Below are 19979 nucleotides of genomic sequence, written 5' to 3' on the forward strand. Positions count from 1 at the left end.
GGTCCATCAGCGTTTTACTTCCCCTGACGGGATATCTGATTTGAGGTGAGTTATGGCACCTGTTCAACTGGATTCACAGGCTCTGTGGCGCGAGATTCAAGAGGAAGCGCGTCTGGAAGCGGAGCGTGAACCTTTTCTGGCGAGTTATTTTCACAGCACCATTATCGGTCACAACGACTTTGCCAGCGCCCTGTCCTATCTGCTGGCGGTTAAACTGGCAGATGATGTGATGCCAGCGGTCAGTCTGCGTGAACTGATCGAAGAGGCGTTCACCAGTGAGTGTCAGATTATCCGTTCCACCTGTCAGGATATTGTTGCCGTTCGTGAACGTGATCCCGCGATTACGCAGCTTTCAACAGTGCTGCTCTATCTGAAAGGCTTTCATGCCCTACAGGCCTATCGTGTGGCGCACTGCATGTGGTGCCATGGTCGTCGCTCCATGGCGCTCTATCTGCAAAGCCGTATCAGTCAGGTGTTTCAGGTTGATATTCACCCAGCGGCCAAGATTGGTCGGGGCGTGATGTTCGATCATGCGACCGGTATTGTGATCGGTGAAACCTGTGTGATTGAAGATGATGTTTCTATTCTGCAGAACGTCACCCTGGGCGGAACCGGTAAAGAGAGCGGTGACCGTCACCCGAAAATCCGTGAAGGCGTGCTGATTGCAGCCGGTGCTAAGATTTTCGGCAATATCGAGATCGGTGCCGGTGCCCGTATTGGGGGTGGCTCCGTGGTGTTGAATGATGTGCCGCCGCATATGACTGCCGTAGGGGTCCCTGCCAAGATTGTCGGCAGCTCGGGCTGTGAAAAACCGGCGCTGGATATGAATCAGCAGATCTCGGAATCAAAGAGTTAAGCGCTGGTCGCTGATCCGAATTCTCATCAGAAAGCTTTGGATGTTGGCTTTCTGTGCTACAGAACCCTGTCAGGCGCACTGCGTCGTTAAGAAAGAATAAAGGAAAGCAAGATGATCAAAGTAGCTGTAATCGGTGCAGCCGGCCGCATGGGCAAAACCAATATTGAAGCGGTCACTCAGGCAGAAGGCGTTCAGCTGGGTGCTGCCATTGTAGAGCCGGACAGCAGTCTGATTGGTGTTGATGCCGGTGAAATGGCAGGCGTTGGTAAGCTGGGTGTGGCGGTTGTCGGTTCTCTGGAAGACGCGAAAGATGACTTTGATGTGCTGATCGATTTCACAGCGCCTCAGGTCACCCTGTCCAATCTGGCGTTCTGTGCCGAACATGGCAAAAAGATCGTGATCGGTACCACAGGTCTGAACGACGAAGAGAAAGCCGAGCTGGAATCCTTTGCGGATAAAGTAGCTATTATGTTTGCGCCGAACATGAGTGTTGGTGTGAATGTGACCCTGAAATTGCTGGAGATGGCTGCCAGTGTGCTGGGTGATGACTACGATGTTGAGATCATCGAAGCGCACCATCGTCACAAGGTTGATTCTCCGTCCGGTACGGCGCTGCGCATGGGTGAGGCGGTCGCTGATGCCTTAGGTCGCGATCTGAAAGAATGTGCCGTTTATGGTCGTGAAGGTCAGATTGGCCCGCGCACTCAGAAAGAGATCGGTTTTGAAACCATCCGTGCCGGTGATGTGGTCGGTGATCATACGGTTCTGTTCGCGACGGAAGGCGAGCGCGTAGAGATTACCCACAAAGCATCCAGCCGTATGACCTTTGCTAAAGGTGCCGTACGTGCCTGTAACTGGTTGGCAGATAAAGAAACCGGTCTGTTTGATATGCAGGATGTGCTAAACCTGAAGTAAAGTTTGAAGCGTAACTAACTGGCTGTAAGCCCGATGCTTTCAGACTTTGTCTGAAATTAGGCAAAGGAAGTCATGGACGCAGCGGGCTAAATTGCCTAGAATACGGCGGATTACTGGCCAGCCTAAGGGCCAAATCACACCAAATTATAAAAAAGCGGGATGGAACTATGTTTCATCTCGCTTTTTTGCAGCTGTAGGTCGGGGTTTTTTGCAGAAATAACCCCTACAGAGCAGAGCTTATCAGATCAGAATCGCGTGACGGGAGGAGGTTGACTTGAACAGACCAGCCATATTGGCCCTTGAAGACGGCAGTGTATTTCAGGGTGTGGCCATTGGTAATGATGGCATCACCAGCGGTGAGGTGGTATTTAACACCTCAATGACCGGATATCAGGAAATCCTGACAGATCCATCCTATACCAAACAGATTGTTACCCTCACTTATCCCCATATCGGTAATACCGGCACCAACAGCGAAGACGTCGAATCCGACAGCGTGTGTGCTTCCGGTCTTATTATTCGTGACCTGCCTCTTCTGGCCAGCAGCTTCCGTAATCAGAAATCACTTGATGACTATCTGAAAGAAAACGGCATTGTTGCGATCGCTGATATTGATACCCGCCGTCTGACCCGTATTTTGCGTGAGAAAGGTTCTCTGCGTGGCGCGATTGTTGCCGGCAGCGATATCTCTGAACAGCAGGCACTGGAAGCGGCTAACGCTTTCCCTGGCCTGAAAGGCATGGATCTGGCCAAAGAAGTGACTACCCGTCAGTCATACCGCTGGAACCAGTCAAGCTGGGAACTGGGTAAAGGGTATATCCATCGTGATGACAGCGAGCTGCCTTATCATGTTGTGGCTTATGATTATGGTGTGAAGTACAACATTCTGCGCATGTTGGTTGAACGCGGTTGCCAGCTGACGGTTGTTCCGGCTCAGACCCCTGCGAGTGAAATTCTGGCTCTGAATCCGGATGGTGTTTTCCTGTCGAACGGCCCGGGTGATCCGGAGCCATGTGATTACGCGATCACGGCGATCAAAGAGATTCTGGAAACTGATATTCCTGTATTTGGTATCTGTCTGGGTCACCAGCTGTTGGCTCTGGCCAGTGGTGCGCAAACGGAAAAAATGAAGTTCGGTCACCACGGTGCTAACCATCCGGTGCAGAGTCTGGACGACAAAACGGTCATGATCACCAGCCAGAACCACGGTTTTGCGGTGAAAGAAGATGCGTTGCCAACTAACCTGCGAGCAACACACAAATCACTGTTTGACGGTTCTCTGCAGGGTATTGAACGTACCGACAAGAAAGCGTTCAGCTTCCAGGGACACCCTGAAGCCAGCCCAGGCCCTCGCGATGTAGCACCTTTGTTTGATCGTTTTATCGACAACATTAAGGCCTACGTAGAAAAGCGCGGTTAACAGTATCTGATACGACCCGGTGAGCCGGGTCAGCGATACTGAACTGATACCAACCGAATTTTTAGTGTGTGAGCGACCATGCCAAAACGTACCGACATAGAAAGTATTCTGATTCTGGGCGCAGGCCCTATCATTATTGGTCAGGCCTGCGAGTTTGACTATTCCGGCGCACAGGCTTGTAAAGCCCTGCGCGAAGAGGGTTATCGCGTCATTCTGGTGAACTCTAACCCAGCCACCATCATGACTGATCCGGCGATGGCTGATGCGACCTACATCGAGCCAATTACCTGGCAGACTGTTGCTAAGATCATCGAGAAAGAGCGTCCGGACGCAGTGCTGCCGACGATGGGTGGTCAGACCGCACTGAACTGTGCACTGGATCTGGAAAAACACGGTGTTCTGGCAGAGTTTGGCGTTGAGATGATCGGCGCTAACGCTGACACCATCGACAAAGCGGAAAACCGTGAGCGTTTCGATCAGGCGATGAAAAACATCGGTCTGGAATGCCCGCGTGCTGAAATTGCACACACCATGGAAGAAGCCTGGGATGTGCAGTCCCGTCTGGGTTTCCCGTGCATTATCCGTCCTTCTTTCACCATGGGTGGTACCGGTGGTGGTATCGCGTACAACAAAGAAGAGTTTGAAGAGATCTGTACCCGTGGTCTGGACCTGTCGCCAACCAACGAGCTGCTGATCGACGAATCTCTGATCGGCTGGAAAGAGTACGAGATGGAAGTTGTTCGTGACAAAAACGACAACTGCATCATCGTGTGTGCTATCGAAAACTTCGATGCCATGGGTGTTCACACCGGTGACTCTATCACTGTTGCACCGGCGCAGACTCTGACCGACAAAGAATATCAGATCATGCGTGACGCCTCCCTGGCGGTACTGCGTGAAATCGGCGTAGAAACCGGTGGTTCCAACGTGCAGTTCGGTATGGATCCTAAGACCGGCCGTATGGTTGTGATCGAGATGAACCCGCGTGTATCCCGTTCTTCGGCGCTGGCATCCAAAGCAACTGGTTTCCCGATCGCTAAGATCGCAGCCAAACTGGCGGTGGGTTACACCCTAGATGAGCTGCAGAATGATATCACCGGTGGTCGTACTCCGGCGTCTTTCGAGCCGTCTATCGACTACGTGGTTACTAAGATTCCTCGTTTCACCTTCGAGAAATTCCCGCAGGCCAATGACCGTCTGACCACTCAGATGAAGTCTGTTGGTGAGGTGATGGCGATTGGCCGTACGCTACAGGAATCGATGCAGAAAGCCCTGCGTGGTCTGGAAGTTGGTGCTACCGGCTTCGATCCTATTCTGGATATGTCAGCTGAAGATCATCTGGACAAGCTGAAAGGCGAACTGCAGAACCCGGGTGCGGACCGTATCTGGTACATCGGTGACGCTTTCCGTCTGGGCATGAGTGTTGAAGAACTGTACGCCATTACCGGTGTTGATCCCTGGTTCCTGGTGCAGATCGAAGACCTCATCAAAGATGAGCAGCGTGTTGCCAAAATGGGCATGGCTGAGCTGACTGAAGATGTAATCTACCGTCTGAAACGCAAAGGTTTCTCCGATGCACGTTTGGCGGATCTGCTGGATGTATCTGAGAAAGAGTTCCGTAAGCTGCGTCAGAAACTGGGTGTTCGCCCGGTTTATAAGCGCGTTGATACCTGTGCGGCAGAATTTGCCTCTGATACTGCTTACATGTACTCCACTTATGAAGAGGAGTGCGAGGCTGATCCAAGCGACCGTGAGAAGATCATGGTTATCGGTGGCGGCCCTAACCGTATCGGTCAGGGTATCGAGTTCGACTACTGCTGTGTACACGCAGCACTGGCTGCCCGTGAAGATGGTTACGAAACCATCATGGTTAACTGTAACCCGGAGACTGTTTCTACCGACTACGACACGTCTGATCGTCTGTTCTTCGAGCCGATCACGCTGGAAGATGTGCTGGAAATTGTAGATAAAGAGCAGCCAAAAGGTGTGATCGTGCAGTTTGGTGGCCAGACGCCACTGAAACTGGCCCGAGAGCTGGAAGCCGCTGGTGTACCTATCATTGGTACGACGCCTGATGCGATTGACCGTGCAGAAGACCGTGAGCGTTTCCAGAAGATGATTGAGCGTCTGGAACTGAAGCAGCCACCTAATGCGACGGCTCGTAGCCTGGATGAAGCGCTGCTGCTGGCTCAGAAGATCGGTTATCCGCTGGTGGTACGTCCATCCTACGTTCTGGGTGGTCGCGCGATGGAAATCGTATACAGCGATGAAGAGCTTAACCGCTACATGAATACTGCGGTTAAAGTGTCTAACGACAGCCCGGTTCTGCTGGATCACTTCCTGAACGCAGCGATCGAGATCGATATCGATGCGGTATCTGACGGTAAGCAGGTGGTTATCGGCAGCATCATGCAGCACATCGAGCAGGCGGGCGTTCACTCCGGTGACTCGGCGTGTTCTCTGCCTCCGTACAGCCTGCCATCTGACGTACAGGATCTGATGCGCGATCAGGTTAAGCGTATGGCGCTGGAGCTGGGTGTTGTTGGCCTGATGAACGTTCAGCTGGCGTGGCAGGATGGTGAAATCTACGTGATCGAGGTGAATCCTCGTGCATCCCGTACGGTTCCTTTCGTGTCCAAGTGTATCGGTACCTCTCTGGCCAAAGTGGCGGCGCGCTGCATGACCGGTATCTCTCTGGAGGAGCAGGGCTTCACCAAAGAGATCGTACCAACGTTGTACAACGTAAAAGAAGCGGTATTCCCGTTCAACAAGTTCCAGGGTGTGGATCCGATTCTCAGTCCTGAGATGAAGTCGACCGGTGAAGTGATGGGTACCGGTGAAACCTTCGCGGAAGCCTTCCTGAAAGCGCAGCAAGGTGCCGGTGAGCATATGCCGCGAAATGGCGGTCGCGCCATTCTGAGTGTTCGTGAGGCTGACAAACTGTCCGTTGTTGATGTCGCCCGTTCTCTGCAGAAACTGGGCTTTGAGCTGCTGGCGACTCGCGGTACGGCTAAGGTTCTGGAAGATGCGAACATTCCGGTTGAAGTTGTTAACAAGGTGAATGAAGGTCGACCACATCTGGTTGATATGATTAAGAATGACGAGATCGCCTACGTGCTGAATACTACTGAAGGCCGTAAAGCGATTGCTGACTCTTCTACAATCCGTCGCTCCGCTTTGCAGCATAAGGTTGCTTATACTACGACTCTGGCGGCTGCTAAGGCTGTCTGCATGGCTCTGGAGTATGGCGATGAGATCAATGTACGTCGTCTGCAGGACATTCATTCAGGAGTTAATGCATGAGCATCAATCGTTTTCCAATGACGGTCGAGGGCGAACAGCGCCTGCGCGCAGAGCTGGACGATCTGAAAAGTGTTCAGCGCCCGCGTGTTATTGAAGCTATTGCTGAAGCCCGTGAGCATGGTGATCTGAAAGAGAATGCTGAATATCATGCGGCTCGTGAGCAGCAGGGCTTTATTGAAGGCCGTATTCAGGAGCTGGAGGGCAAGCTGTCCACCGCTCAGGTGATTGATATCACCACGATTCCGAAAAGTGGCAAGGTGATCTTTGGTACCACGGTTGATCTGTATAACCTGGATACTGAAGCTGAAGTGCGCTACCAGATCGTGGGTGACGATGAGGCGGATATTAAAGCCGGAAAAATCTCGGTGAATTCGCCTATCGCACGTGCGCTGATCGGCAAAGAAGAAGGTGATGTCGTTGTTGTGGTAACCCCAGGCGGCGAGGTGGAGTACGAGATCTCAGAAGTACACCACATCTAAAAAAATAAGGGGGCTTTTGCCCCCTTATTTGATTTTTACCGTAGAACTTACCCGGATGAACTGATCTGCTGCTTATCAGCGATTCAGTTCATTGTCAGCCTTAGCGGTTCAGGTAGTGCTCGTAACGAACGAGATTAGACAACTTGCTGTTCTGCTCTTTGGCTTTGCGGAAAAGAACAGCTATTTTGCCAATGGTCTGAACCAGCTCTGAACCTGTTTCTTTGCGGATCTCTTCGATCAGCAACACTTTGCTTTCGCGGTCTGCAACGCTGATGCGAACCTTGATTAGTTCGTGATCGTTCAGTGCGCGGTCTACTTCGGCCAGAAGTCCGTCGCTCAGACCGTTTTCAGAAACGATCACCACAGGATCCAGATGATGGGCGATAGAACGGTACTGTTTTTTAACTGCAGATGTCAGGGACATAAAACTTCCAGAAGTGCTTGCCTTGAATTTGGCTTGGGTAAAACCCACATTGTAGCTAAGTGCAGGGCGGATGGTAATCTCTGACCGACGTTTGTTTACAGGAAATTTGGTGACGGGATCAAAATTTCCGGCAGGTTGATTGAAAGAGTTCAGAAACCAGTTTAAAACCGTGATGACACAAACACCGGATGCCTCACGGGCAAGATCCGGAGAAGTTTATCTTCTCGAATAAGGATTTAAAGGCTAAACCCTGGTCGGATGGTTGAACCGATTAGAGTATAGTATTGTCTATTAAGGATCCTGAAATGCAGGCAATCAAAGCGATCAAACAGAGGGTGAGCCCTTGAACGATATGGCAAAAAATTTAATTCTGTGGCTGATTATCGCTGCAGTTTTATTAACAGTTTTTAATAATTTCAGTGTTGATTCCTCTCCACTGCGCATGAACTACACCGACTTCATTGAAGAGGTGCAGCGTGATCAGGTGCGCAAAATTGTGGTCGACGGTTATGTGATTTCCGGTGAGCGCATCGATGGTAGTCGTTTTGAGACGATTCGTCCGTCGGTTCAGGATCCTAAACTGATGGATGACCTGATTAAACACCAGGTTACCGTAGAAGGTCGTCAGCCTGAGCAGCAAAGTGTCTGGTCCCGCTTGTTAGTGGCCAGTTTCCCTATCCTGATTATCCTTGCGATTTTCTTCTTCTTTATGCGTCAGATGCAGGGCGGCGGCGGTGGCGGCAAAGGCCCCATGAGCTTTGGTAAGTCCAAAGCGCGACTGCTTCCTCAGGATCAGATCAAAACGACGTTTGCTGATGTGGCGGGTGTTGATGAAGCGAAGGAAGAAGTAAAAGAGCTGGTGGATTTCCTGCGTGATCCGGGCAAATTCCAGCGTCTGGGCGGTAAGATTCCCCGCGGCGTACTGATGGTGGGTCAGCCGGGTACTGGTAAGACCATGCTGGCGAAAGCGATTGCCGGTGAAGCCAAGGTGCCGTTCTTTACCATTTCCGGCTCTGACTTTGTTGAGATGTTTGTGGGTGTGGGAGCGTCCCGTGTCCGTGACATGTTTGAACAGGCTAAGAAGCAGGCGCCTTGCATCATCTTTATCGATGAGATCGATGCGGTAGGCCGTCAGCGTGGCTCCGGCATGGGTGGTGGTCATGATGAGCGTGAACAGACTCTGAACCAGTTGCTGGTTGAGATGGATGGTTTTGAAGGTAACGAAGGTATTATCGTTATCGCTGCGACAAACCGTCCGGATGTACTGGATGCTGCTCTGCTGCGTCCGGGGCGTTTTGACCGTCAGGTAACCGTTGGTCTGCCTGATATCCGTGGCCGTGAGCAGATTCTGAAAGTACACATGCGTAAAGTGCCGATCGCAGATGATGTCGATCCGGCGATTATCGCCCGTGGTACTCCGGGTTTCTCTGGCGCGGATCTGGCGAACCTCGTAAACGAAGCCGCTCTTTTTGCTGCGCGTAGTGACAGTCGTCTGGTTCGCATGAACGAATTTGATCTGGCAAAAGACAAGATCATCATGGGTACTGAGCGTAAGACCATGGTGATGTCGGAGAAAGAGAAGCTGAACACGGCCTATCATGAGGCGGGGCATGCCATTGTAGGGCGCTTGGTTCCTGAGCATGATCCGGTCTATAAAGTGAGTATTATTCCTCGTGGCCGTGCCTTGGGTGTGACCATGTTCCTTCCGGAAGAAGACCGTTACAGTCAAAGTCGTACTGGTTTGCTGAGTCAGATTTGCAGTCTCTACGGTGGCCGTATTGCTGAAGAGATGACGTTGGGCTTTGACGGCGTTACCACAGGTGCAGCTAACGATATCAAGCGTGCTACTGAGATTGCTCATAGCATGGTGACTAAGTGGGGGTTGTCCCGTGAGCTTGGCCCACTGATGTATAACGAAGATGAGTCGCATCAGTTCCTGGGTGGTCCGGGTGGCGCCGGTCCTGGTAAGTTCTCTTCTGCAGAGATCTCCAGCAAGCTGGATAAGGAAGTTCGTAGCGTGATTGATGAATGCTACGAGCGTGCCTACAAGCTGTTGACGGATAACCGCGATAAGCTTGATATGATGGCTGAAGCCTTGATGAAGTATGAAACCATCGACGTGAAGCAGATTGATGCCATTATGGAAGGCCGTGAGCCTGAGGCCCCTGAAGGTTGGGTTGAGAAAGGGCATGCTGCCGCTGAATCTAAGGCTGAGGTTGTGGAGCCATCGAATGTGTCTCCGATTCGTCCAGAGACTGATGGCGATCAGTCTAAGAGTGACGTCTCAATAGAAAATCTTTCTGAGTCAGATGGAGAGAAGGGGGCAGTTTCCGATTCTGGAAAAGATGCCGATTCTGATAGTGATAAGCCGAAAGATTAGAGCTAAGTGATTACTTCTTAATCACTTGCTTAATGCGAAGGGCGTGATTTAAAGTGTTCGATTTTAAAGCGGGAAAGCTTGATGTCGAACCTTGAATCACGCCCTTTTTCTTTTGCTCATCACACCCTTGATCTGAATACTGTTCAGGTAATGGGCATTCTCAATGTAACGCCTGATTCATTTTCTGATGGTGGTCGCCATAACGCTCTTGATGATGCTCTGCGACATGCCGAGAGTATGATCAAAGCGGGAGCAACTCTTATCGATGTTGGTGGTGAGTCTACCCGGCCGGGCGCCGCCGTTGTGCCTGAGGCTGAAGAGTTAGATCGTGTGGTTCCCGTTGTTGAAGCGTTGGTAAAAGAGTTTGATGCACTGGTATCAGTGGATACCAGTACCGCGGAAGTTATTAGTGAGTCAGCTAAAGCGGGGGCCGGATTGATTAACGATGTGCGCGCCCTGGAGAAAGAGGGAGCCTTGCAGGCCGCTGCAGCTACAGGGTTGCCGGTTTGTCTGATGCATATGCAGGGGCAACCACAAACAATGCAGGATGATCCCTCTTACGGAAATCTGCTGAAAGAGGTCACGGGCTATCTGCAGCAACGTATTGATGCCTGCCTCGATGCCGGTATAGGAAAAGGTCAGATCATTCTTGATCCCGGTTATGGTTTTGGCAAGAGTGTTGAGCATAATTGCAGTCTGATCAAACACTTAAGTGATATATCAGCAATGGGTTACCCCTTGCTGACCGGAACCTCCCGGAAAAGTATGCTGGGGGCTATTACGGGTAAAGAGATTCCCGCTGATCGTATTACGGCAAGTGTTGCCAGCGCTCTGATCTGTGCTCAGCAGGGAGCGTGGATTTTGCGGGTCCATGATGTGGAAGAGACAATTGATGCGCTGAAGGTTTACCAGGCAGTGCAGGGGGCAGAATAATAATGAGTCGAAAGTATTTTGGTACTGATGGCATCCGTGGGCGTGTTGGCGAAGGTGCTGTAACCGCTGAATTTATGCTGAAGCTGGGTTGGGCAGCCGGAAAGGTGTTCAATCAAAAGGGGCACAACAAGATTCTGATCGGTAAAGATACGCGGATTTCAGGCTATATGTTTGAGTCGGCACTTGAAGCGGGCTTGTCGGCTGCAGGCGTTGATGTTTATCTGTTGGGGCCTATGCCGACCCCTGGTATTGCTTACCTGACACGTACTTTCCATGCCCAGGCAGGTATTGTGATCAGTGCTTCCCATAACTCTTTTGAAGATAATGGCATCAAATTCTTCTCCTCACAGGGCACTAAGCTGCCGGATGATATCGAAGCGGCTATTGAAGCGATGCTTGATGAGCCTATGGTGACGGTTGGTCCGGATAAGCTGGGCAAAGCTAAGCGCATTGATGATGCTGCGGGTCGTTATATCGAGTTTTGTAAAAGCACCTTCCCAAATGAGTACGATCTGAATGGTTTGAAAATTGTTCTCGATTGTGCCCATGGTGCGACTTACCATATTGCGCCATCTGTATTTACTGAGCTGGGTGCAGAGGTTATCTCCATTGGCGATAAGCCTGATGGTCTGAATATCAATAAAGAAGTTGGGTCGACATCTCCAGCTGCTTTGCAGGCTGCTGTTGTTGAGCATCAGGCTGATCTGGGTATCGCCTTTGATGGTGATGGCGATCGTGTTGCCATGGTGGATAAAGAAGGTCGCCTACTGGATGGCGATGATCTGCTTTATATCATAGCAACGGATATGCATTCTCAGGGCACGCTGTGCGGAGGGGTGGTCGGTACGTTGATGAGTAACTTCGGGCTGGAAAAAGCATTTGCGGAGCTTGAGATTCCTTTTTCACGGGCCAAAGTCGGTGATCGCTATGTGATGGCTGAACTTAAAGCTAATGGTTGGCGTGTCGGTGGTGAAAACTCAGGGCATCTGGTCTGTCAGCACGTTCAGACGACCGGAGATGGCATTGTTTCAGCGCTTCAGGTGATGGCTGCCGTGGCCCGAAGTGGAAAGAGTCTGGAAGCACTGTTAGCACCCTTGAAAAAGCTGCCACAGGTGTTGATTAATGTTCGTCTGGGTAGTGCTTCAGCGGCTGAGATTCAGCAGGCTGAGGCTGTCAGAGCTAAAATTTCAGAGGTCGAGTCTGCTCTTCAGGGGCGTGGCCGCCTGCTATTGCGCCCGTCCGGGACGGAGCCGCTGATTCGGGTTATGACAGAAGGGGAAGATGAGGCCGAGGTTGCTGCCCTGGCAAAAGATCTGGCAGCGATAATTGCTCAGGAAGTTAGAGGATGAGTAAGAAGTCACCAGATAACGTGGCTTCACCTTGTCAGTCGGGTTGGCATGAAGTAATATTTTGCGCCCTGAAATACAGGAATTGTTATGCGTAAAAAAATTGTCGCTGGTAACTGGAAGATGAATGGCTCCATTGAGCTTTTAAATTCTCTGGTTCCTGCCTTAGCTGAAGAAGCTAAAGAGGCTCAAGCAGAAATTCTGGTTTGTCCGCCAGCGTTGTTTCTCAATGAAGCAACCCGTTTGGCAGGGGAGTTTCTGCAGATTGGTGCCCAAAACTGCCACGAGGCTTTTTCCGGTGCGTACACGGGAGAAATCTCGGCAAGTATGCTGGCTGAGATGCAGTTGACTCATGTTCTTGTTGGTCATTCAGAGCGTCGAGCCATGTATGGTGAAACAGACGCTTTAATAGCCGATAAAACAAAAGCGGCAATTGGGGTGGGGCTGACGGCAGTTCTTTGTGTGGGTGAAACTCTTGAAGAAAGAGAATCTGGCCGCACTCTTGACGTGGTTCTGGGTCAGGTAAAAGCTGTTGTTGAGAAGATAGCTCTTTCTGACTGGGCGAAACTGGTTATCGCCTATGAGCCTGTTTGGGCAATCGGTACCGGTAAAACCGCAAGCAATGATCAGGCTCAGGACGTTCACAAGGCTATCCGTGAAGCTCTGGCAGTTATAAGTCCGGAGCATGCTGATGCAATGCGCATTCTGTATGGTGGGAGTGTGAAGGCGGCAAATGCTGCTGAGCTTTTTGCCTGTCCTGATATCGATGGTGGCCTGGTTGGTGGTGCATCATTGGATGTAGACGAATTTATTTCAATTTGCCGCGCGGCAAGTTAAGCATAGGTCGAGATAATGGAAACTGTAATTCTGGCAGTACACGTAGTTCTGGCGATTGCTCTGGTGGGTCTGGTGATGATTCAACAGGGTAAGGGTGCGGAGGCGGGCGCTTCATTTGGTGGCGGTGCTTCGCAAACTGTTTTCGGCAGTACAGGAAATGCTAGCTTTTTGGGTCGTATTACCGCTATACTTGCGGCCCTGTTTTTTGCGACAAGCTTGGCTTTGGCTTTTTATGCCAGTCAACAAGCGAAAAGCAGCAGCCGGTCTGCAGACACGGGTATCGTGACTGAGCAGGCGCAGAAAGAAGCTGCTGGTGGTCTTCCTGCTCTGGAGGATGCTACTCCAGCTCCTGCAGATAGCGATGTACCTGCAGAGCGTTAATTGTTGATCGTAGGCGCTTTTTTTCAGCGCTGTCGCAAGATCCTCTGTGATTTTGTTTGTTCTATATGCCGAAGTGGTGGAATTGGTAGACACGCCATCTTGAGGGGGTGGTGACCTTATGGTCGTGCGGGTTCAAGTCCCGCTTTCGGCACCAAATTAGCACGGCAGTCTTTAAAGGCTGTATTTATGGCTCCTGTGAAATAGTCGGTTGACTATTGTTGGCATTGGTCATAGAATGTGCACCTTCATTGATGCGGGGTGGAGCAGCCTGGTAGCTCGTCGGGCTCATAACCCGAAGGTCGTCGGTTCAAATCCGGCCCCCGCTACCAATTTTCTATAACAAAAAGCCCCTTTTATAGGGGCTTTTTGTTAGCTGCAAAAAAGTTCAGCTTTCTTATTTTTCAGGGTGATTAGATGGCAAAGAAAGAGACTTTGCTGATCGATCTGGCCAAGCCAGTTGTCGAAGCACTGGGGCTTGAGTTCTGGGGGTTGGAATATAAACCTCAGGGCAATCATTCTATGTTGCGGGTATTTATCGATGGACCGGATGGCGTCACAGTTGATAACTGTGCAGAAGTCAGTCGTCAGTTCAGCGGTGTTCTGGATGTAGAAGACCCGATCAGCAGTGAATATACGCTGGAAGTATCCTCCCCGGGTATGGATCGTCCTCTGTTTACTCTGGATCAGTTTGCTCGTTACAAAGGCTACAAAGTAGCCCTGAAACTGAACCTTGCGTATGAAGGAAGACGAAAATTTTCCGGTATTCTTAACGGCATCGAAGAAGATGAGGTGCTGGTTGTAGTCGATCAGGAAGAGTACTGCTTTCCAATCGAGAATATTGAACAGGCTCGGATAGTGCCGCAGTTTGATAACTAAGGACTTTTTGTTGAGGCAATGGCATGAGTAAAGAGATTCTTCTGGTAGTAGATGCCGTTTCAAACGAGAAAGGCGTTTCTAAAGAAGTTATTTTTGAGGCGATCGAATTAGCTCTGGCTAGTGCCTCCAAAAAACGTTTCGACGATGAAGAGGCGGACGTCCGCGTAGCAATTGACCGTAAAACAGGTGACTACGATACTTTCCGTCGCTGGACAATTGTTGAAGATATTGAGCTGGATGATGTGGATTATGAAATCTCACTGACTAATGCTCAGAAGAAAGACCCCTCCCTGAATATCGGTGATGTGATTGAAGAGCAGATCGAATCGATCGCTTTTGGTCGTATCGCTGCACAGACCGCAAAACAGGTTATCGTTCAGAAAGTTCGTGAAGCAGAGCGTGCAGAAATTGTGCGTCAGTATTCCGAACGCGAAGGCGAGATTGTTAACGGTACTGTTAAGAAAACCACTCGTGATGGCGTTATTGTCGATCTGGGTAGTAATGCAGAAGGTTTCCTGCCACGCGATGAGATGATTGCCGGTGAAAAATACCGCATGAATGACCGTGTTCGAGCGCTGCTTGCAGAAGTACGCCCGGAAGCGCGTTCCGGCCAGCTACTGCTGAGCCGGGCTCGTCCCCAGTTCCTGATCGAGTTGTTCCGCATCGAAGTTCCTGAAATTGCAGAACAGCTGATCGAGATTCGCGGTGCAGCCCGAGATCCGGGTCTGCGAGCTAAAATCGCCGTTAAAACCAATGACAAGCGCATTGACCCTGTTGGTGCTTGTGTTGGTATGCGTGGCTCCCGTGTACAGGCGGTTTCGTCTGAACTGGGTAATGAGCGCGTTGATATTGTTATGTGGGATGACAACCCTGCACAACTGGTCATCAATGCGATGGCTCCGGCTGAAGTAGCATCCATTATTGTTGATGAAGACAAAAATGAAATGGATGTTGCGGTAGATTCCGAGAATCTTGCACAGGCGATCGGTCGCAACGGTCAGAATGTTCGTTTGGCCAGTGAGCTGACGGGCTGGAAGATCAATGTGATGACCGAAGAAGAAGCCGAAGCTAAGCAGGGCGAAGAGTTCGACAGCGTGGTACAGGTTTTCATCAATCATATGGATGTTGATGAAGAGCTGGCTCGCGTACTGGTGGAAGAAGGTTTCACCAGTCTGGAAGAAGTGGCCTATGTGCCAATTGATGAAATGTTGGCCATTGAAGGCTTTGATGAAGATTTAGTTAAAGAACTGCGCAGCCGTGCAAAAGATGAGCTGCTGAATCTGGCGATTGCTGATGAAGAGCAACTGGAAGATTCTGAACCAGCTGAAGATCTGTTGAATATGGAAGGTATCGACAAACACCTTGCATATGTATTGGCAAGTAAAGGTATCTGTACCATGGAAGACCTTGCTGAACAGTCCATTGACGACTTGCTTGATATTGATGGTATGTCTGAGGAAAAAGCCGGCCAGTTAATTATGACGGCCCGTGCACCTTGGTTCGAGGGCGGCGAGTAAGCGCAGCAAAGTCACAGGAGAAGAATGAATGGCAGAATCAACCGTAAAAGAGTTTGCTGAAAGTGTTGGCCGACCTGTGGAACGTTTGCTGGAGCAGATGAGCGAAGCAGGCCTGCCACATAAGAAAGCGGATCAGCCGGTTTCAGAGCAAGACAAGCAAACCCTTCTGAACCACCTGAAAGAAAGCCACGGTGGTAAAGCAAGTGAGCCGGGTAAAATCACCCTGAAGCGTCGTACCACGACTAAGCTGAAAGCAGGTGCCGGTAAGAAGACCGTTAATATTGAAGTGCGTAAAAAGCGTACTTACGTGAAGCGTCCTGAAGTTGATCAGGCTGCTGAAGAAGCGAAGAAGAAAGCGGAAGAAGAAGCGAAGCTACAAGCTGAGCAGGAAGCTAAGCGTCAGGCAGAGGCCAAGCGCAAAGCTGAAGAGCAGAAAGCTCAGGCTGAAGCAGCACCTCAGAAACCTGCTGAAGCTGCTCCGGCAGCAGCTGCAGCTCCTTCAGAGGCTCCGGCTAAGAAGTTCCGTGATGAGAACAACACTGCCGGTAATAAGCCAAGTAAAGGCAAAAAGACTTCTGCTAAGCCAGAGTATGGCGAGCGTAAAAAAGAGAAAGAGAACGCCCCTCGTCGCGGTAAGAAAGAAGTACGCAGTGCGAAGAAGAATGCACGTCGTGGTTCTGATAACCGTAACAACGGACCTAAGCGTGAGCATGGTTTTGAGAAACCGGCTGCACCTATCGTTCGTGAAGTAGCGATCCCTGAAGCGATCACTGTTGCAGAACTTGCCGATAAGATGGCTGTTAAAGCAGCAGAAGTGATCAAGGTGATGTTCAAGATGGGTGCTATGGTTACCATTAACCAGGTAATCGATCAGGATACAGCTCAGATCGTTGTTGAAGAGATGGGCCACAAGTTCAAGCTTCTGAATGACAACGCTCTGGAAGACGACGTTCTGGACAACATCAGCTACGACGGCCATGAAGTAACCCGCGCGCCGGTTGTTACCGTAATGGGTCACGTTGACCACGGTAAGACTTCTCTGCTGGATTACATTCGTCGTGCGAAAGTAGCTTCCGGTGAGTCCGGTGGTATTACCCAGCATATTGGCGCTTACCATGTAGAAACCGGTCACGGCATGATCACCTTCCTGGATACTCCGGGACACGCGGCCTTTACGGCAATGCGTGCACGTGGTGCGAAAGCGACTGACGTTGTTATTCTGGTTGTTGCCGCTGATGATGGCGTGATGCCTCAGACGGAAGAAGCGATCCATCACGCGAAAGCGGCTGGTGTGCCTATCGTCGTTGCTGTGAATAAGATCGATAAAGAAGCGGCTGATCCGGATCGTGTTAAAACCGAACTGGCTGCTAAAGACGTGATTCCTGAAGACTGGGGCGGTGATGTTCAGTTCATCCACGTATCCGCCAAGTCGGGTGAAGGTATCGACGCTCTGCTGGATGCGGTACTGCTGCAATCTGAAATTCTGGAACTGAAAGCGGTTCCTGAAGCACCGGGTAAAGGTGTGGTTGTTGAAGCGCGTCTGGATAAAGGTCGTGGTCCGGTATCCACTGTTCTGATTCAGAACGGTACCCTGCGTAAGGGTGATATGGTTCTGGCCGGTCTGAACTACGGCCGTGTACGTGCTCTGATTGACGAGAACGGCAAGCCGATTGATGAAGCCGGTCCTGCGATCCCTGTTGAGATTCTTGGTCTGGATGGCACGCCTGATGCCGGTGACGAGTTCACCGTTGTACAGGATGAGCGTAAAGCCCGTGAAGTTGCACTGTTCCGTCAGGGCAAATTCCGTGATGTGAAACTGGCACGCCAGCAGGCCGCGAAACTAGAGAACATGTTCGAGAACATGGGCAAAGGTGAAGTCGCTAACCTGAACATCGTACTGAAAACTGACGTACGTGGCTCTCTGGAAGCGATCACTGCAGCACTGCTTGATCTGTCTACCGAAGAAGTGAAAGTGAACATCATCTCTTCCGGTGTTGGTGGTATCGCTGAAACTGACGCTAACCTGGCTCTTGCTTCCAGCGCGATTCTGGTTGGTTTCAACGTCCGTGCTGATGCAACAGCCCGTAGCATTGTTGAACGTGAAGAGATCGATCTGCGCTACTACAGCGTGATCTATGAGCTGATCGACCACGTTAAGCAGGCCATGACCGGTATGCTGGCTCCTGAGTATAAAGAAGAGATTGTGGGTATCGCCGAAGTACGTGATGTCTTCCGCTCTCCTAAGCTGGGTGCAATTGCAGGCTGTATGGTTGTTGAAGGTACCGTATTCCGCAACAAGAAGATCCGTGTATTGCGTGACAACGTTGTGATCTATGAAGGTGAGCTGGAATCTCTGCGCCGCTTCAAAGACGACGTTAACGAAGTCCGTAACGGTGTTGAGTGTGGTATCGGTGTTAAGAACTACAACGATGTTAAAGAAGGCGACAAGATCGAAGTCTTTGACAAAGTTAAAGTTGAGCGCACCCTTTAATTACCCCGCGTAATTTAAGTGCGCCAAGGATCAGTCTGAATGTCCCGTGAGTTCAAACGAACTGACCGAATTTCCGAGCAGCTCCAGAAGGAGCTGGCTCGGATAATTCAGTTTTCGATTAAAGACCCTCGTCTGGGGATGGTGACCGTTAATGATGTGCAGATCAGTCGTGATCTGAGCTTTGCTAACGTCTACATCACCGTTCTGGGTAAAGATAGTGCTGAAGAAGCCAAAGAAGATCTTGGCGTGTTGAACCGTGCTGCAGGTTTTCTGCGTCGCGAGATCGGTAAATCGATCAAGTTGCGCATCGTGCCGCAACTCAAGTTCGACTATGACTCCAGCCTGGTACATGGACGCAAGTTGTCCAGCCTGATTGAAGAAGCCGTAGCGGCGGATAAATCACGTACCGATTCAACCGACCCCGAAGGTCACAAAAACGATACAGCGGAGGATTAAGCTCCGGTGGCTCGTCGTGGTAAAGGCCGGAATATCTCCGGCGTCCTTCTGCTGAACAAACCTAAAGGCATCTCCAGCAACCGTGCGCTGCAACGTGTCCGTGCGATGTTTAATGCCAGCAAAGCCGGTCATACGGGCAATCTTGACCCTATGGCAACCGGACTTTTGCCGTTATGTTTTGGCGAAGCGACTAAATTCTCCAGTTACCTGCTTGATGCTGACAAAGCCTATATCGCCACCGCCCGTCTGGGCCAGGTGTCTGATACCGGTGATGCCGAAGGCACGATCATTCAGGAACGCCCGGTCCCTGAGCTTAATGAAGCTCAGATCAAAGAGGCTATGGCGCGTTTTCTGGGAGATATCGAGCAGGTACCGCCAATGTATTCGGCACTTAAACAGAACGGTCAGCCGCTTTATAAACTGGCCCGCGAAGGTAAAACCGTTGAGCGTAAGGCTCGGGCGGTCACCATCTTTGAATTAGAGCTTCTGGAATGGAATGCACCTGATCTGACCTTCTCTGTCCGTTGCTCCAAGGGTACCTATGTTCGTACTTTGGCTCAGGACATTGGAGAGGCTCTGGGTTGCGGTGCGCATTTGGTGATGCTGCACAGGACCCATACCGGTGGTTTTGATGCCACCGAGATGCTGGATTTTGACCGCCTGCAGTCTGAAAGAGATCTGGAACAATCTCTTGACGGTTATCTGCTGGATACCGATGTATTGGTGGCTCATTTTCCTAAGAAAGATTTGTCTGCGGAGGAAACTGCGCGTATCCTCCACGGCCAGGATATTGCCTGTGATCAGGTATATGTCGATAAAGTCCGTTTGTACGATGATCAGGCCCGATTTATCGGTCTGGCTGAATCGTCAGAACCGGGTCGCTTGAAACCCAAACGACAGGTGGTGTTCGAATAGCAGTGATCCTGTTTTAATAGCAGCGAACAAAGATTTCCATGTCCCGCCAGATTTTGGCCTGAGGGCAGGACTGCTTCAATCAGAGGCAAAGTTAGGGTAACTGTAAATATGCGCGGTTATCCTGAATTTATTTTTCGCATATTTTATCAGGAGAAGCATCATGGCTTTAACTGCAGAAAAGAAAGCAGAAATCGTTAAAGACTACGCACGTGGCGAAGGTGACACCGGTTCCCCAGAGGTTCAGGTTGCACTGCTGACGTTCAACATCAACGGTCTGCAGGAACACTTCAAAGCGAACAAACAGGATCACCACTCACGTCGTGGTCTGATTCGCATGGTTAACCAGCGTCGTAAGCTGCTGGATTACCTGAAGAAGAAAGATCTGGGTCGTTACAGCGATCTGATCAAACGTCTGGGTCTGCGTCGTTAATACCGACGTTGTCCTTAGGA

General features: G+C 50.6%; 17 protein-coding genes and 2 tRNA genes. 18 read left to right on the plus strand and 1 reads right to left on the minus strand.

Going from position 1 to position 19979, the window contains the following annotated elements; translation table 11 throughout:
- Positions 1-52 precede the first annotated feature (52 nt).
- The 5 genes from cysE to greA all read left to right on the plus strand — a co-directional run bounded on the left by cysE (position 53) and on the right by greA (position 6973).
- A complete protein-coding gene (gene cysE, locus AC4GL5_RS08345) occupies positions 53-856 on the plus strand; it encodes a serine O-acetyltransferase (protein ID WP_490382320.1) in 804 nt (267 codons plus the stop codon).
- Between the two features lie 111 nt (positions 857-967).
- On the plus strand, positions 968-1771 hold the full coding sequence (dapB, locus tag AC4GL5_RS08350; protein WP_490382321.1) for a 4-hydroxy-tetrahydrodipicolinate reductase: 804 nt from the start codon (positions 968-970) through the stop codon (positions 1769-1771).
- Between the two features lie 274 nt (positions 1772-2045).
- Positions 2046-3191: a glutamine-hydrolyzing carbamoyl-phosphate synthase small subunit gene (gene carA / locus AC4GL5_RS08355; RefSeq protein ID WP_490382322.1), complete on the plus strand. Its 1146-nt coding sequence runs from the start codon at positions 2046-2048 to the stop codon at positions 3189-3191.
- A gap of 78 nt (positions 3192-3269) precedes the next feature.
- The gene (gene carB / locus AC4GL5_RS08360) at positions 3270-6494 is read left to right on the plus strand and encodes a carbamoyl-phosphate synthase large subunit (protein ID WP_490382323.1); all 3225 of its coding nucleotides are present in this window, start codon (positions 3270-3272) and stop codon (positions 6492-6494) included.
- 2 nt (positions 6495-6496) lie between these two features.
- The gene (gene greA / locus AC4GL5_RS08365; RefSeq protein WP_490382363.1) at positions 6497-6973 is read left to right on the plus strand and encodes a transcription elongation factor GreA; all 477 of its coding nucleotides are present in this window, start codon (positions 6497-6499) and stop codon (positions 6971-6973) included.
- Positions 6974-7073: 100 nt separating this feature from the next.
- Here greA and yhbY read toward each other — a convergent pair whose 3' ends face one another.
- A complete protein-coding gene (gene yhbY / locus AC4GL5_RS08370) occupies positions 7074-7397 on the minus strand; it encodes a ribosome assembly RNA-binding protein YhbY (RefSeq protein WP_490382324.1) in 324 nt (107 codons plus the stop codon).
- Between the two features lie 343 nt (positions 7398-7740).
- On the opposite strand from yhbY, the gene ftsH reads away from it, so the two are divergent.
- The 13 genes from ftsH (at position 7741) to rpsO (ending at position 19959) form a co-directional block, all read left to right on the plus strand.
- Positions 7741-9777, plus strand: a complete 2037-nt coding sequence (gene ftsH / locus AC4GL5_RS08375) for an ATP-dependent zinc metalloprotease FtsH (protein WP_490382325.1) — start codon at positions 7741-7743, stop codon at positions 9775-9777.
- 81 nt (positions 9778-9858) lie between these two features.
- Positions 9859-10710 (plus strand): dihydropteroate synthase, encoded by an 852-nt coding sequence (gene folP / locus AC4GL5_RS08380; protein WP_490382326.1) that lies wholly within the window; start codon positions 9859-9861, stop codon positions 10708-10710.
- Between the two features lie 2 nt (positions 10711-10712).
- Positions 10713-12059 (plus strand): phosphoglucosamine mutase, encoded by a 1347-nt coding sequence (gene glmM, locus AC4GL5_RS08385; protein WP_490382327.1) that lies wholly within the window; start codon positions 10713-10715, stop codon positions 12057-12059.
- Positions 12060-12146: 87 nt separating this feature from the next.
- Complete coding sequence (tpiA, locus tag AC4GL5_RS08390) at positions 12147-12893, plus strand: triose-phosphate isomerase (RefSeq protein WP_490382328.1); 747 nt, start codon at positions 12147-12149, stop codon at positions 12891-12893.
- A 15-nt stretch (positions 12894-12908) separates the two neighbouring features.
- On the plus strand, positions 12909-13274 hold the full coding sequence (gene secG / locus AC4GL5_RS08395) for a preprotein translocase subunit SecG (protein WP_490382329.1): 366 nt from the start codon (positions 12909-12911) through the stop codon (positions 13272-13274).
- Positions 13275-13341: 67 nt separating this feature from the next.
- Positions 13342-13428, plus strand: a tRNA-Leu gene (locus AC4GL5_RS08400).
- 98 nt (positions 13429-13526) lie between these two features.
- Positions 13527-13603, plus strand: a tRNA-Met gene (locus tag AC4GL5_RS08405).
- Positions 13604-13688: 85 nt separating this feature from the next.
- Positions 13689-14150, plus strand: coding sequence for a ribosome maturation factor RimP (gene rimP / locus AC4GL5_RS08410; protein WP_490382330.1), 462 nt, complete (start codon positions 13689-13691; stop codon positions 14148-14150).
- 23 nt (positions 14151-14173) lie between these two features.
- Positions 14174-15667, plus strand: a complete 1494-nt coding sequence (nusA, locus tag AC4GL5_RS08415) for a transcription termination factor NusA (RefSeq protein WP_490382331.1) — start codon at positions 14174-14176, stop codon at positions 15665-15667.
- Positions 15668-15695: 28 nt separating this feature from the next.
- A complete protein-coding gene (gene infB / locus AC4GL5_RS08420; protein ID WP_490382332.1) occupies positions 15696-18158 on the plus strand; it encodes a translation initiation factor IF-2 in 2463 nt (820 codons plus the stop codon).
- Positions 18159-18197: 39 nt separating this feature from the next.
- Positions 18198-18614, plus strand: a complete 417-nt coding sequence (gene rbfA / locus AC4GL5_RS08425) for a 30S ribosome-binding factor RbfA (RefSeq protein WP_490382333.1) — start codon at positions 18198-18200, stop codon at positions 18612-18614.
- A gap of 6 nt (positions 18615-18620) precedes the next feature.
- The gene (gene truB, locus AC4GL5_RS08430; protein ID WP_490382334.1) at positions 18621-19529 is read left to right on the plus strand and encodes a tRNA pseudouridine(55) synthase TruB; all 909 of its coding nucleotides are present in this window, start codon (positions 18621-18623) and stop codon (positions 19527-19529) included.
- A gap of 160 nt (positions 19530-19689) precedes the next feature.
- Entirely contained in the window at positions 19690-19959 is a 270-nt protein-coding gene (rpsO, locus tag AC4GL5_RS08435; protein WP_490382335.1) for a 30S ribosomal protein S15, read from the plus strand.
- Positions 19960-19979 lie beyond the last annotated feature (20 nt).

The organism is Oceanospirillum sp. (genome assembly GCF_982874595.1).